General features: G+C 40.0%; 17 protein-coding genes. 15 read left to right on the forward strand and 2 right to left on the reverse strand.

Annotation, left to right across the window (positions count from 1 at the left end):
* Positions 1–25 precede the first annotated feature (25 nt).
* Complete coding sequence (gene dapA / locus HT699_RS04500; RefSeq protein ID WP_023935945.1) at positions 26–961, forward strand: 4-hydroxy-tetrahydrodipicolinate synthase; 936 nt, start codon at positions 26–28, stop codon at positions 959–961.
* A 45-nt stretch (positions 962–1,006) separates the two neighbouring features.
* Here dapA and mnmE read toward each other — a convergent pair whose 3' ends face one another.
* Positions 1,007–2,380 carry a tRNA uridine-5-carboxymethylaminomethyl(34) synthesis GTPase MnmE gene (gene mnmE / locus HT699_RS04505; RefSeq protein WP_023935943.1) on the reverse strand — a complete coding sequence of 458 codons (1,374 nt, stop codon included), beginning with the start codon at positions 2,378–2,380 and terminating at the stop codon, positions 1,007–1,009.
* A 137-nt stretch (positions 2,381–2,517) separates the two neighbouring features.
* Positions 2,518–2,700 (reverse strand): 4-oxalocrotonate tautomerase, encoded by a 183-nt coding sequence (locus HT699_RS04510; RefSeq protein WP_023935941.1) that lies wholly within the window; start codon positions 2,698–2,700, stop codon positions 2,518–2,520.
* Positions 2,701–2,822: 122 nt separating this feature from the next.
* Here HT699_RS04510 and HT699_RS04515 point away from each other — a divergent pair, with 122 nt between their 5' ends.
* From HT699_RS04515 to HT699_RS04580, 14 genes are all read left to right on the forward strand, one after another.
* Positions 2,823–3,422, forward strand: coding sequence for a thymidine kinase (locus HT699_RS04515; protein WP_172934127.1), 600 nt, complete (start codon positions 2,823–2,825; stop codon positions 3,420–3,422).
* Positions 3,412–3,891, forward strand: coding sequence for a GNAT family N-acetyltransferase (locus HT699_RS04520; protein ID WP_023940680.1), 480 nt, complete (start codon positions 3,412–3,414; stop codon positions 3,889–3,891). Before HT699_RS04515 ends, HT699_RS04520 begins: the two co-directional genes overlap by 11 nt.
* A gap of 9 nt (positions 3,892–3,900) precedes the next feature.
* Complete coding sequence (prfA, locus tag HT699_RS04525) at positions 3,901–4,980, forward strand: peptide chain release factor 1 (protein ID WP_172934128.1); 1,080 nt, start codon at positions 3,901–3,903, stop codon at positions 4,978–4,980.
* Complete coding sequence (gene prmC, locus HT699_RS04530) at positions 4,980–5,816, forward strand: peptide chain release factor N(5)-glutamine methyltransferase (protein ID WP_172934129.1); 837 nt, start codon at positions 4,980–4,982, stop codon at positions 5,814–5,816. The genes prfA and prmC overlap by 1 nt, the downstream gene beginning before the upstream one ends.
* Positions 5,800–6,402: an L-threonylcarbamoyladenylate synthase gene (locus HT699_RS04535; protein ID WP_172925024.1), complete on the forward strand. Its 603-nt coding sequence runs from the start codon at positions 5,800–5,802 to the stop codon at positions 6,400–6,402. The genes prmC and HT699_RS04535 overlap by 17 nt, the downstream gene beginning before the upstream one ends.
* Position 6,403: 1 nt before the next feature.
* Positions 6,404–6,835, forward strand: a complete 432-nt coding sequence (locus tag HT699_RS04540) for a GNAT family N-acetyltransferase (RefSeq protein WP_138701067.1) — start codon at positions 6,404–6,406, stop codon at positions 6,833–6,835.
* A gap of 62 nt (positions 6,836–6,897) precedes the next feature.
* Positions 6,898–8,154 (forward strand): serine hydroxymethyltransferase, encoded by a 1,257-nt coding sequence (gene glyA, locus HT699_RS04545; protein WP_050261644.1) that lies wholly within the window; start codon positions 6,898–6,900, stop codon positions 8,152–8,154.
* 7 nt (positions 8,155–8,161) lie between these two features.
* The gene (locus HT699_RS04550) at positions 8,162–9,136 is read left to right on the forward strand and encodes a nucleoid-associated protein (RefSeq protein WP_172934130.1); all 975 of its coding nucleotides are present in this window, start codon (positions 8,162–8,164) and stop codon (positions 9,134–9,136) included.
* Positions 9,136–9,750: a cell wall hydrolase Pmp23 gene (gene pmp23, locus HT699_RS04555; RefSeq protein ID WP_172934131.1), complete on the forward strand. Its 615-nt coding sequence runs from the start codon at positions 9,136–9,138 to the stop codon at positions 9,748–9,750. The genes HT699_RS04550 and pmp23 overlap by 1 nt, the downstream gene beginning before the upstream one ends.
* A 73-nt stretch (positions 9,751–9,823) precedes the next feature.
* On the forward strand, positions 9,824–10,798 hold the full coding sequence (locus tag HT699_RS04560) for a DUF1002 domain-containing protein (RefSeq protein WP_172934132.1): 975 nt from the start codon (positions 9,824–9,826) through the stop codon (positions 10,796–10,798).
* 73 nt (positions 10,799–10,871) lie between these two features.
* Positions 10,872–12,230, forward strand: a complete 1,359-nt coding sequence (gene rlmD, locus HT699_RS04565) for a 23S rRNA (uracil(1939)-C(5))-methyltransferase RlmD (protein WP_172934133.1) — start codon at positions 10,872–10,874, stop codon at positions 12,228–12,230.
* Between the two features lie 267 nt (positions 12,231–12,497).
* A complete protein-coding gene (locus tag HT699_RS04570) occupies positions 12,498–13,064 on the forward strand; it encodes a hypothetical protein (RefSeq protein ID WP_000234985.1) in 567 nt (188 codons plus the stop codon).
* Positions 13,065–13,384: 320 nt separating this feature from the next.
* Complete coding sequence (locus tag HT699_RS04575) at positions 13,385–13,573, forward strand: CopG family transcriptional regulator (protein ID WP_172934134.1); 189 nt, start codon at positions 13,385–13,387, stop codon at positions 13,571–13,573.
* A gap of 61 nt (positions 13,574–13,634) precedes the next feature.
* A complete protein-coding gene (locus tag HT699_RS04580) occupies positions 13,635–14,393 on the forward strand; it encodes an ATP-grasp domain-containing protein (protein WP_172934135.1) in 759 nt (252 codons plus the stop codon).
* Positions 14,394–14,410 lie beyond the last annotated feature (17 nt).

A 14,410-nucleotide genomic window follows, 5' to 3' on the forward strand; every position in this document is an offset into this window, starting at 1 on the left:
TTCTTTGAAATAGAGAGGTGTTTTCATGTCTTATCAAGATTTAAAAGAGTGTAAAATCATCACAGCCTTTATTACCCCCTTCCATCAGGATGGTTCCATCAACTTTGATGCTATTCCAGCCTTGATTGAGCATTTGTTGGCTCATCATACGGATGGAATTCTTCTCGCAGGGACCACTGCTGAGAGTCCAACCTTGACTCACGATGAAGAGTTGGAGTTGTTTGCGGCTGTACAAAAGATTGTCAATGGACGCGTTCCTTTGATTGCGGGTGTTGGTACCAATGATACGCGTGACTCTATCGAGTTTGTCAAAGAAGTCGCGGAATTCGGCGGTTTTGCTGCTGGGCTTGCTATTGTTCCTTACTACAATAAACCTTCTCAAGAAGGGATGTATCAGCACTTTAAGGCTATTGCAGATGCTTCTGACCTACCAATTATTATCTATAACATTCCAGGGCGTGTAGTTGTCGAATTGACTCCAGAAACCATGCTTCGCTTAGCTGACCATCCAAATATTATTGGTGTCAAAGAATGTACCAGCTTGGCCAATATGGCTTACTTGATTGAGCACAAGCCAGAAGAGTTCTTGATTTATACAGGTGAGGATGGAGATGCTTTCCATGCCATGAACCTTGGTGCGGATGGGGTTATTTCTGTTGCCTCTCATACAAATGGGGATGAAATGCACGAGATGTTTACTGCCATTGCAGAAAGCGATATGAAGAAAGCTGCAGCTATTCAACGTAAATTCATTCCTAAGGTCAATGCCCTCTTCTCTTATCCAAGTCCTGCTCCTGTTAAGGCAGTTCTGAACTATATGGGATTTGAAGCTGGTCCAACTCGTCTACCTCTTGTTCCAGCACCAGAAGAAGATGCCAAACGCATTATCAAGGTTGTTGTAGATGGTGACTACGAAGCGACTAAGGCAACTGTAACAGGGGTTTTAAGACCAGATTACTAATAAGACAATAAAATCCATGACCGCAAGAAGGATCATGGATTTTTCTTATTTTCCTAAACAGAATTGGCTAAAGAGTTGGGTGATGAGTTCATCAGGAGCCGCATCTCCAGTGATTTCTCCGAGGATTTCCCAAGTACGAGTCAAATCAACTTGAAGCAAGTCAACTGGCATACCTAGTTCAAGACCTTGGTTAACAGCTTGTAGGCTTTCAACTGCTTTTTCAATCAGGGAAATGTGACGAGCATTTGATAGGTAGGTTGCGTCTTGCTCAACCAAACCAGCATTTTCAAAGAAGAGGTTGTTAATTCTCTCTTCAATCTTATTGATATTTTGATTTTTAAGGACTGAAATGCGAATGACATCTTCTGGAAGTTCAGAGGTTTCAATAACTTCTGGCAGGTCAGTTTTGTTAAGAAGAATAATGCGATTAGTCTCCTGACTGATTTCTAGGAGTTGGCGGTCTTGGGCGGTTAGTGGTTCACTGGCATTTAGCACCAGTAGAACCAAGTCGGCTTCCTTGAGGGCTTTTTTCGAACGCTCAACTCCAATTTGTTCCACGATGTCATCCGTTTCACGGATACCGGCTGTATCAATCAATTTGAGAGGGACACCGTTGATGTTGACGTATTCTTCAATGACATCTCGAGTAGTACCAGCAATATCTGTAACGATAGCCTTGTCCTCACGCAAGAGGTTGTTGAGAAGGCTAGATTTCCCAACGTTTGGGCGTCCGATGATGGCAGTGGAAATTCCTTCACGAAGGATTTTACCGCGACGAGCTGTTCTAAGAAGATTGGTTAGCAATTGCTCAAACTCCATAGTCTTCTCACGGACAACAGCAGTAGTGGCTTCCTCAACATCGTCATACTCAGGATAGTCAATATTAACCTCGACTTGGGCAAGTGTATTGAGGATTTCTTGACGGGTATTATTGATAAGATCAGAAAGGGAACCATCAAGTTGTTTGACCGCAATGTTCATGGCCTTGTCTGTTTTAGCACGGATGATGTCCATAACGGCTTCAGCCTGAGTCAAGTCAACACGTCCATTTAGGAAGGCACGTTTAGTAAATTCACCAGGTTCAGCCAATCGAGCTCCCTCACGGATAGCTAGTTGGAGAATCTCATTGGTTACCGCAATTCCACCGTGGGTGTTAATCTCGATAATATCCTCACGAGTGAAGGTCTTTGGAGACTTCATAGCTCCAACCATAACCTCGTCCATGACTTTTCCTGTCTGAGGGTCAACGATGTGACCGTAGTTGAGAGTGTGGCTGGCAACCTTGTTCAAGTCTTTTCCTTTAAAAATCTTTTGCGCAATAGCAAAACTGTCTGTTCCGCTCAGGCGGACAATACCAATAGCCCCTTCACCTAGTGGAGTAGAGATAGCAGCGATGGTATCAAATTCACGTGTAATCATAATGTTTCCTTTAATAAATAGCTCTTTTATTGGAAATTTTTCCAAGTCTCTTTTCAAATTGTAACAAATTTGAACTATTTCTTCAATGAATGCTACTTGGAGATTGAAAAAGCCTAAGCAATTCTGCTTAAGCTAGCTTATTTGGTGCGCATTTCTCCTTGTGGGAAATAAGTTCCTTCTGGCATGTCGTTGATGATGACATGGACAGAAGATTGAGGTGCTCCAGTGTTACGGACAACCGCTTCCGTTACTTCCTTAGCAAGAGCCTTCTTTTGCTCGAGCGTGCGTCCTTCAAATAAATCGATGCGTACAAATGGCATAATAGCTTCCTCCACTAGTTTTTATTTCTTCTATTTTACCACATTTTGCCGTTTAAAGCTTAAGAAAATTATGATATACTAGAATGTAGCAAAAATTTAGAAATGGACGTGAAGCAAGAAACATGGCACAGTTGTATTATCGTTATGGGACCATGAACTCTGGTAAGACGATTGAGATTCTCAAGGTGGCCTATAACTATGAGGAGCAAGGAAAAGGTGTTGTGATTATGACCTCGGCTCTGGATACGCGTGACGGTGTTGGCTATGTGTCGAGTCGGATTGGTATGAAACGCCCTGCCATTGCGATTGAGGAAACGACGGATATCTTCGGCTATATCCGAGACCTACCAGAAAAACCTTACTGTGTGTTGGTCGATGAGGCTCAGTTTCTCAAGCGTTACCATGTTTACGACCTAGCTCGTGTTGTTGATGAGTTAGATATACCTGTCATGACTTTTGGTTTGAAAAATGACTTTCGCAATGAACTGTTCGAAGGTTCCAAATATCTCTTGCTTTTAGCAGACAAGATTGACGAAATCAAGACCATCTGTCAGTGTTGTAAGAAAAAGGCAACTATGGTTTTGCGTACACAGGATGGACTGCCAGTCTATGATGGTGAGCAGATTCAAATCGGTGGCAATGAAACCTATATCTCGGTTTGCCGTAAACATTATTTTGCGCCAATGATAACCTCTAACGAGGAGCAAAACTATGACAATTGAACTAAGAGATGTTACAATGGAAAATTATTTTGATGTTTTGAATTTGGATGTCAAGGAATATCAAAAACAATTCATTGCAACCAACGCAATTAGTTTAGCTGAAGCATACGTCTACACTAAAAATGGAGATTTTGTAGCTCCATTGGCAGTTTATGATAATGATGCAATTATAGGTTTTGTGATGATAGCTTATGATAAAAAGATCGGAATTAGTAGTGGAAATTATTTACTATTTCGTTTTATGATTGATAAGAATTTTCAAAATCAAGGATATTTTAAACCAATTATGGATAAAGTACTAGACTATGTTCGGACAGCGCCAGCAGGTTTAAGCAATAAACTTTGGTTGTCTTATGAACCAGAAAATGAATATGCAAGATCTTGTTACCTCAGTTATGGATTTAAAGAAACTGGGGAAATATCCGAGAACGAAGTAGTAGCAATCTATGATTTAACAATTGAGAAATAAGGAGAAAAAATGAACATCTATGATCAACTACAAGCTGTAGAAGACCGTTATGAAGAATTAGGAGAATTGCTCAGTGACCCGGATGTCGTTTCAGACACTAAGCGTTTCATGGATCTTTCCAAAGAAGAGGCTTCTACTCGCGATACGGTAACAGCCTACCGTGAGTACAAACAAGTCCTTCAAAATATCGTCGATGCTGAAGAGATGATTAAGGAATCAGGTGGAGATGCAGACTTGGAAGAAATGGCCAAGCAAGAACTCAAAGATGTCAAGGCTGAAAAAGAAGAATACGAAGAAAAACTGAAAATCTTGCTCCTTCCTAAAGATCCAAACGATGACAAGAATATCATCCTTGAAATCCGTGGCGCCGCTGGTGGAGACGAAGCAGCACTTTTCGCTGGAGATTTGCTAACCATGTACCAAAAGTATGCTGAAGCTCAAGGATGGCGCTTTGAAGTTATGGAAGCTTCTATGAACGGTGTCGGTGGTTTCAAAGAAGTGGTTGCCATGGTTTCAGGTCAGTCTGTTTACTCTAAACTCAAGTATGAGTCTGGTGCCCATCGTGTTCAACGTGTCCCTGTGACAGAAAGCCAAGGGCGTGTGCATACCTCTACAGCGACAGTCCTTGTCATGCCTGAAGTGGAAGAGGTAGAATATGATATTGATCCAAAAGACCTTCGTGTTGACATCTACCATGCATCTGGAGCTGGTGGACAAAACGTCAATAAGGTTGCGACAGCCGTTCGTATCGTTCACTTGCCAACCAATATCAAGGTTGAGATGCAGGAAGAACGTACCCAGCAGAAGAACCGTGAGAAAGCCATGAAAATCATCCGTGCGCGTGTTGCTGACCACTTTGCTCAGATTGCACAAGATGAACAAGACGCTGAGCGCAAGTCAACAATCGGGACTGGTGACCGTTCAGAACGGATTCGTACTTATAACTTCCCACAAAACCGTGTCACGGACCACCGTATCGGCTTGACCCTCCAAAAACTAGATACCATTTTGTCTGGTAAATTGGACGAAGTTGTGGATGCCTTGGTGCTTTATGACCAAACACAAAAATTAGAAGAATTAAACAAATAATGAAATTAGCTCAATTATTTTCAGATTTTGAAGAAGAATTGATAAGACAAGGAGAGGAAGCAGAAAGCCTCTCTTTTGTCTATCGTAGCCTGAAAAATCTATCTTTTACGGGCTTTGTTTTTGCCCTCCAGCAGGAAGTGACGGAAGAGGAAGAAGTATTTGTAAAAGGAATTTTCCAACAGTTAGCAGCTCATAAACCGGCACAGTACATCATTGGACAGGCAGATTTTTATGGAATGCAGTTAACAGTTGATGAGCGGGTTTTGATTCCTCGTCCAGAGACAGAGGAATTGGTGGAGCTTATCCTAGCTGAAAATCCTGAGACGAATCTTTCAGTTCTGGATATTGGAACAGGTAGTGGAGCTATTGCTCTCGCCTTAGCAAAAAACAGACCAGATTGGTCAGTGACAGCAGCAGATATTTCCCAAGATGCTTTAGATGTAGCTAATGAAAATGCTAAAAATCAAAATCTTCAAATATTTTTAAAAAAATCTGACTGTTTTACAGAAATTTCTGAAAAATATGATATAATTGTTTCCAATCCACCCTATATCTCTCGTGAAGATGAGTCAGAGGTCGGCTTGAATGTTTTGCATTCGGAGCCTCATCTAGCTCTCTTTGCAGACGAGGATGGCCTAGCTATTTACCGTAGAATTGCGGAAGATGTAAAAGACTATCTCAAAGATGGTGGTAAGATTTACCTTGAAATTGGATACAAGCAAGGTCAAAGTGTTCCTGAACTTTTTAGGAAGCATCTTCCTGAAAAACGTGTAAGAACACTTAAGGACCAATTTGGTCAAGATAGGATGGTCGTGGTTGATGATGGACAGGATTAGACAAGAGTTGGAAAAGGGTGGAGCTGTTGTTCTGCCTACAGAGACTGTTTATGGTCTTTTTGCTAAGGCCTTAGATGAAAAGGCAGTTAACCATGTTTACCAACTCAAACGTCGTCCTAGAGACAAGGCACTCAATCTCAATATCGATTCTCTCGAGGACATCTTGCACTTTTCAAAGAATCAGCCAACTTATCTACAAAAACTTGTAGAGACCTTTTTGCCAGGTCCTTTGACCATTATTCTCGAAGCTAATGACCGAGTTCCCTATTGGGTCAATTCTGGCCTCGCGACTGTTGGATTTCGGATGCCCAGTCACCCTATCACACTGGATTTGATTCGAGAGATAGGTCCCTTGATTGGGCCGTCTGCCAATATTTCAGGTCAGGCAAGTGGAGTGACCTTTAATCAAATTCTAGAGGATTTTGACCAAGAGGTTCTGGGTCTGGAAGACGATGCTTTTCTAACTGGACAGGATTCAACTATTTTGGACTTGTCGGGAGACAAGGTGAAAATCTTACGCCAAGGGGCCATTAAGCGAGAAGATATTCTTGCTCGGTTGCCAGAGATTTCTTTTGAGGAGGAATAAAATGCTAAGAGATTTGCAAGAAACAGATGTGAAAGCTATATGTGAGATCAACCAAGAGGCTTTAGGCTATTCTTTTAGTTCAGAGGAAACGGCTAGCCAACTAGCTAGACTATCTCAGTATTCTCATCATTTCCTACTTGCTTATGAGGATGAAGTTAGTCATGCCTTGCTTGGATATGTCCACGCTGAGGTCTATGAATCACTTTATTCTAAAGCAGGATTTAATATCTTAGCCTTAGCAGTTTCACCTCAAGCACAAGGTCAAGGTATTGGTAAAAGTTTACTACAAGGGTTGGAAGAAGAAGCAAAAAGACGTGGTTATGGGTTTATCCGCTTAAACTCTGCCGATCATCGTCTGGGAGCTCATGCATTTTATGAAAAAGTTGGTTATACTTGTGATAAAATGCAGAAACGGTTTATTCGCATCTTTTAGTTTGATTTTCTAATAAGAAAATGAAACTAATGGACTAGTCACACAATAAAAGGAGAAGACCTATGATTTTTGACAAAGATGATTTTAAAGCATACGATGCTGATCTCTGGAATGCTATTGCCAAAGAAGAAGAACGACAACAAAACAACATTGAGTTGATTGCTTCGGAAAACGTAGTTTCCAAGGCTGTTATGGCAGCTCAAGGGTCTATCTTGACAAACAAATATGCCGAGGGTTACCCAGGCCGCCGTTATTATGGTGGAACGGATGTGGTAGACGTGGTAGAGACTCTTGCTATTGAACGCGCAAAAGAAATTTTCGGTGCAAAATTTGCTAATGTCCAACCTCACTCAGGAAGCCAAGCCAACTGTGCGGCTTACATGGCCTTGATTGAACCAGGTGATACCGTTATGGGGATGGATTTAGCAGCAGGTGGACACTTGACCCACGGAGCTCCAGTTAGCTTCTCAGGTCAAACCTACAACTTTGTTTCTTATAGTGTAGATCCTGAAACGGAATTATTGGACTTTGATGCTATATTGAAGCAAGCCCAAGAAGTAAAACCAAAACTGATTGTAGCTGGTGCTTCAGCCTATTCTCAAATTATCGACTTTTCAAAATTCCGTGAAATTGCGGACGCTGTTGGGGCTAAACTTATGGTAGATATGGCTCATATCGCTGGTTTGGTTGCTGCTGGTCTTCACCCAAGTCCAGTACCATATGCTCATATCACTACAACAACGACTCACAAAACCCTTCGTGGACCTCGTGGTGGTTTGATTTTGACTAATGACGAAGAACTTGCTAAGAAAATCAATTCAGCTATTTTCCCTGGTATTCAGGGTGGTCCTTTGGAGCACGTTGTGGCGGCTAAAGCTGTTTCCTTCAAAGAAGTTTTGGATCCAGCCTTCAAGGAATATGCTGCTAATGTTATCAAGAACAGCAAGACTATGGCAGCTGTCTTCTTACAAGACCCTGATTTTCGTATTATTTCTGGTGGGACTGAAAACCACCTCTTCCTAGTGGATGTGACTAAGGTTGTAGAAAACGGAAAAGTTGCTCAAAACTTGCTGGATGAAGTCAATATTACCCTAAATAAAAACTCAATCCCATATGAAACCTTGTCACCATTCAAGACAAGTGGTATTCGTATCGGATCTGCAGCCATTACTGCACGTGGATTTGGTGAAGAAGAAAGTCGCAAAGTGGCTGAACTCATCATTAAAACCCTTAAAAATGCAGAAAATAAAGCTGTCTTAGAAGAAGTGAGAAGTGCAGTTAAAGAATTGACAGATGCCTTCCCATTATACGAGGACTAAAACTTTTATGGATATTTATATTAAGAAAGCCATTATTCACCAGTTCAGTCCGGATGATACCGAGCTGTTCCTAGCGGATAAGCTTCTCAATATTACTCCAAAAATCGAAGAATACCTGCGTAAAAAAATTGAACGTGTGTATTCAGATGAAGCCAAGACTGGGATTTTCGAAGAAGAAAATCCCTTCTTCAATCATATCACAGACGATTTGTTGGAGACATCAGTAACACTGGCTAATCTCTGGAAAGAGGAGTTCAGCATTTCAGAAAATCTTAAGACCAATGACTTGATTTTTGTGCAATTTTCTAAAGAAGGTGTAGAACATTTTGCTTTCTTACGAATTGCTCTGCGTGAGACCTTGACTCACCTTGGAGGAGAAGTTGATAATCCAATCAAACTGACTCAGAATAATCTGCCTGGATTTGGAACGGGTGCCGACGAAGCCTTGGTGGTCAATCTTCAGAGTCGCAAGTACCATCTGATTGAAAAACGCATCAAGTACAACGGGACTTTTTTGAACTATTTTTCAGATAATCTTCTTGCTGTCGTCCCTAAGATTTCACCCAAGAAATCCATCAAGGAACTGGAAAAGACAGCCCAGAGAATTGCTGAGACTTTTAACACAGATGATTTTCAATTTCAATCTAAGGTCAAATCAGCGATTTTCAACAACCTAGAAGAAAGCAATGAATTGTCACCTGAAAAATTGGCTAATGACCTTTTTGACAACAATCTGACGGCTCGTTTAAGTTTTATTGACCAAGTTAAAGAAGCCGTACCAGAGCCAGTTCAGTTTGATGAAATTGATGCCAGTCGCCAATTAAAGAAATTTGAAAACCAAAAACTCTCCTTGTCAAATGGAATTGAGCTCATCGTTCCCAATAACGTCTATCAAGACGCCGAATCTGTTGAATTTATCCAAAACGACAATGGAACTTACTCTATCTTAATCAAAAATATCGAGGATATTCAAAGTAAATAATGTTTAAACGAATTCGAAGAGTGCTTGTACTAGCAGTCTTCCTTTTTGCTGGCTATAAAGCTTACCGCCTTCACCAAGATGTCAAACAAGTCATGACCTATCAACCCATGGTGCGAGAAATCTTGAGTGAAAAAGACACTCCAGCAAACGAAGAGCTTGTGCTTGCTATGATTTATACTGAAACAAAAGGAAAAGAAGGCGATGTTATGCAGTCTAGTGAGTCTGCAAGTGGTTCAACCAACACCATCAATGATAATGCCTCTAGCATTCGGCAAGGCATTCAAACTCTGACAGGCAATCTCTATCTGGCGCAGAAGAAGGGTGTAGATATCTGGACAGCTGTTCAAGCCTATAATTTTGGACCTGCCTATATCGATTTTATCGCCCAAAATGGCAAGGAAAATACCTTGGCTCTAGCCAAACAGTACTCTCGTGAGACTGTTGCTCCCTTGCTTGGTAATACGACTGGAAAGACTTATAGTTATATTCACCCCATTTCCATTTTTCACGGTGCTGAACTCTATGTAAATGGAGGAAACTATTATTATTCTAGACAGGTACGACTTAACCTTTACATCATCAAATGTTTCACTCTCTTTTCAATATCTGGCTAGACCAGGTGTTTTTGTTATAAGTTTTCTTTAAGATAGATATATTACTCTAAAGAAGTAAAGGAGGAAATTCCCTATGAGAAAGAAACTCTTTCTGACTAGCGCTGCGATCTTGTGGGCAGTAACAGCTATGAATAGCGTCCATGCAGCAACAGATGTTCAAAAAGTTATCGATGAAACCTATGTCCAACCTGAATATGTCCTAGGTTCTTCCCTATCTGAAGACCAAAAAAATCAAACTCTTAAAAAACTGGGGTACAATGCCTCAACAGATACCAAAGAACTCAAGACCATGACACCTGATGTTTATTCTAAAATCATGAATGTGGCCAATTACTCTAGCTTACAGTTGTATTCATCAGCCAAGATTCAAAAGCTAGGTGACAAATCGCCACTTGAGGTCAAGATTGAAACACCAGAAAATATCACTAAGGTGACTCAGGATATGTACCGAAACGCAGCAGTAACGCTGGGTATGGAACATGCCAAAATCACTGTAGCAGCCCCTATTCCAGTTACAGGAGAAAGTGCTTTAGCAGGGATTTACTATTCGCTAGAGGCTAATGGAGCCAAGGTGCCACAAGCTAATAAAGATTTGGCTCAAGAAGAGTTGAAGGCTTTGTCAGATATCAATGCTGAAAACAAGGACAACTCAGGCTATGATGCTAATAAATTAAACGTTGCCCTAGCTGATATCAAGTCAGGACTCGCCAAAGCTAAAGAAAGCAAGGGAAATCTGACAGAAGAAGATATCCGCAAGATTGTTGAAGATACCTTAAAAAATTACAAACTTGATCAGGTCATAACAGGAAACCAGATCAATATCATCATCAATTTTGCCTTGAATCTCTCAAAGAGTGATATCCTCAGCAATGCAGATTTCACTAAAACCCTAAATGACCTTAAACAAAGCATCGTATCACAAGCTGGCGACAGTTTTAAAAATATCAACCTTAACTTTGATGCGGATAAGGCGCTAGAGGACGGTGGTAACTTCTTAAGCTCCCTCTGGCAAGCCCTTGTCACCTTCTTCAAGAGTTTTGGTTCTTAAGAAATTTCATGGTATAATGGATGGTAACCGTAACGTTGCCGTCTTTTTTGTCGGCCAATAGAAAGAGAAAAGAATGTTAAAGAAAAATGATATTGTAGAAGTTGAAATTGTTGACTTGACCCATGAAGGGGCAGGAGTTGCCAAGGTAGATGGTTTGGTCTTTTTTGTAGAGAATGCTTTACCGAGTGAAAAAATTCTCATGCGTGTCCTCAAGGTCAATAAAAAGATTGGCTTTGGAAAAGTTGAAAAATACCTTGTCCAGTCACCACACCGTAATCAAGATCTAGATTTGGCTTACCTGCGTTCAGGAATCGCGGATTTAGGACACCTTTCTTATCCAGAACAGCTCAAGTTTAAAACCAAGCAAGTCAAGGACAGTCTCTACAAGATTGCTGGAATTGCAGATGTAGAAGTTGCTGAAACGCTTGGTATGGAACATCCAGTCAAGTATCGCAATAAGGCGCAGGTGCCCGTTCGTCGAGTGAATGGTGTCTTGGAAACAGGATTTTTCCGTAAGAATTCGCACAACCTCATGCCCCTTGAAGATTTCTTTATCCAGGATCCTGTCATTGACCAAGTCGTAGTAGCTCTTCGAGACCTGCTCCGTCGTTTTGATTTAAAACCTTATGACGAAAAGGAACAGTCTGGATTGATTCGGAATCTTGTGGTGCGTCGTGGTCACTATTCAGGACAAATCATGGTCGTTTTGGTGACAACTCGTCCAAAAGTTTTTCGTGTTGACCAATTGATTGAACAAGTTATCAAGCAGTTCCCAGAGATTGTGTCTGTCATGCAAAATATCAACGACCAGAATACCAATGCGATTTTTGGTAAGGAGTGGCGCACTCTTTATGGTCAAGACTATATTACGGACCAGATGTTGGGAAATGACTTCCAAATCGCTGGCCCAGCCTTTTACCAAGTCAATACTGAAATGGCGGAGAAACTCTATCAAACAGCCATTGACTTTGCAGAGTTAAAAAAAGATGACGTGGTTATTGATGCTTATTCTGGTATTGGAACCATTGGTTTATCAGTCGCCAAGCATGTCAAAGAAGTCTACGGTGTTGAACTGATTCCAGAAGCGGTTGAGAATAGTAAAAAAAATGCTCAGCTGAACAATATTTCAAATACCCACTATGTCTGTGACACAGCTGAAAATGCTATGAAGAATTGGCTTAAAGATGGGATTCAACCAACCGTTATCTTGGTTGATCCTCCACGCAAGGGCTTGACAGAAAGCTTTATCAAAGCAAGCGCCCAAACAGGAGCCGATCGCATCGCCTATATCTCCTGCAATGTCGCAACCATGGCGCGTGATATCAAACTCTACCAAGAATTGGGATATGAGTTAAAGAAAGTCCAGCCGGTGGATTTGTTTCCTCAAACGCATCACGTTGAATGTGTAAGTTTATTAGAGAAACGTAGTTAATCCTCAAAAGGTTCCCCGAACCTTTTGAGTCCCACTGACGCATCACGCTGAGGCGGTATCACTGCTTGTACGAGTTGAAGCATCAGCGAAGTAAAAGTAGATGTTCAGCCAATGCAACGAGGTGAGACCGAAGGTCGATAAGGTGTGTTCTGGGTATAGGACTCGTAAAGTAAGTAGGAAATATGATGAGATGATACAGAGAGCCTGAATTGGTCAGGTGACGTGCTTATTTACATTAGCCTGATAATGAAAATGGAGAGATTATCGATGGTTATATTGGAATTGTACCAAAATGATTATTCTAAAGATTTAGTAGCATTTGATTCCATAGAAGATGGGAAAGCCTTTGTAGCTCAAATCCCGGGATACACTCTGGAAACAGAAGATGGTTTTGAAGTGGAGTATTTTAATCCTAAAAACATACCGGATTATATGGAAATTATTTTTAACGGAAATATTGTTCCTTTATCTAAATTTATGTTCGATCCTGGGGAAAATGTAAACATTATTTGGAAAGAGATTTCAAATTTATCCCTCAAAAATGATAGAGTGATCGAAGGATATTCAAAAATTGATGCATATGTCGTTAACAACCATGAAGTTAAAGCCTATGTCGAAACAAGAGAAACGAACTATCGTAAAGCAAAAGACTTCTTAGAAAGCCGCGGATATGAAATCGACAGAAGTTTTTTCGGAAGTGAAGACGGTGAAGCGATTCTTTACAGAAAAAAAGGGATCGAAGTTTGGCATTTCTTGTGTCACTTAGACCCAATGTTTGTAGAGATTGAAGATGTAGAAGGATATGTTAAAGAAGAAGTTGGAGAGATTCAATAGTCAACCAAAGTTCCTTGTGAGTATATACCTTTGCTAGTAAAAGAGTCAAAACGTTATAACGAAGGGGGGAAGAAAATCCTTGAGTGTAAGTCTTTTTCTTGTTTAGAGGGAAAGTATTAGAGTAGCCGCTCATAATTTATACTAGATTTGATAACTGATTTGAGACAGATTTTATTTCTATAAATATTGTGAAAATTTTTTAATACCAAAGATTTAAAGTTACTGTGTAAAAAATCCTCTCCACTTTTAAACTAATGTATTATAAAAGCCAGTTGACACAAGTGTTACACCTGTGATAGAATTAACTTGAGGTGATGAAAATGGCAACCGATAAAAATAGAATAATGATTAGCTTGGATGATAAAAATCTAGAGAAACTTGAAAATTTAGTAGAAGATGCTAGAGATAGAAGGGGAATGCGACTAACAAAGTCCCAGGTTATTGAATTACTCCTAAATACCGTTGATTATTTCGATGATATTATAGGGGCTATTTACTCAAAAAAATAAGAGCAAAATTGCTATTATTTTTTACAAATTGGTGTAACACTAGTGATATAGGAGTGATGAAATGGTTGTTTATATTAGACAAAGTAAATTACCAAGTGAGGTTTCAATTAATAAATACAATGCTCAAGTAGGTGCCTACTTACAAGGAGAAGAAGTTATTTTATATCAATCTTTTTCTGAAATAAAAGAGTTAACAAGTGAAGATATAGTTGTAGATTATATAATGGAGACTAGAGCATTACTAAAAATGATGGGCTTAAACGTTCCGGTTTATGACTATCCTATTGAGCTTAAAGAGTTTTATGGTCGAAAGATTTATGTTGCTATTTTAGGAGAGATTGTGAATATACCTGATAATTGGGGAAAATTTATTAAGCCTAAAGCTGGTTCAAAAGTCTTTACTGGAAGAGTTGTTAATGGAACCCATGATTTAATAGGTATTGGTCTACCTTTCGACTATCCTATATGGATTAGTGAGGTTGTAGAATTCATAGCTGAATGGCGTTGTTTTGTGTTAGATGGTCGCGTATTAGATGTTCGACCCTATACAGGTGATTATCATGCACAATTTGATGCAAGTGTAATTGATGAAGCGATATCATGTTGGAAAGATGCGCCAATAGCTTATGGACTAGATATCGGTGTTACTCGCGATGGCAGAACACTTGTTGTTGAAGTAAATGATGGTTATGCATTGGGAAATTATGGCCTATCTCCTTTAAAATCAATCAATTTTCATAGAGCTAGGTGGAAAGAAATGGTAAAACCCTATTTTGAAAAAAATGAAATTTTTAAAATCCAACAGGATGTTATTTTCTAAAATAAATATGGTAGATA

The organism is Streptococcus sp. 1055 (assembly GCF_013276815.1).
In the GTDB taxonomy this organism is placed as follows: domain Bacteria; phylum Bacillota; class Bacilli; order Lactobacillales; family Streptococcaceae; genus Streptococcus; species Streptococcus pseudopneumoniae.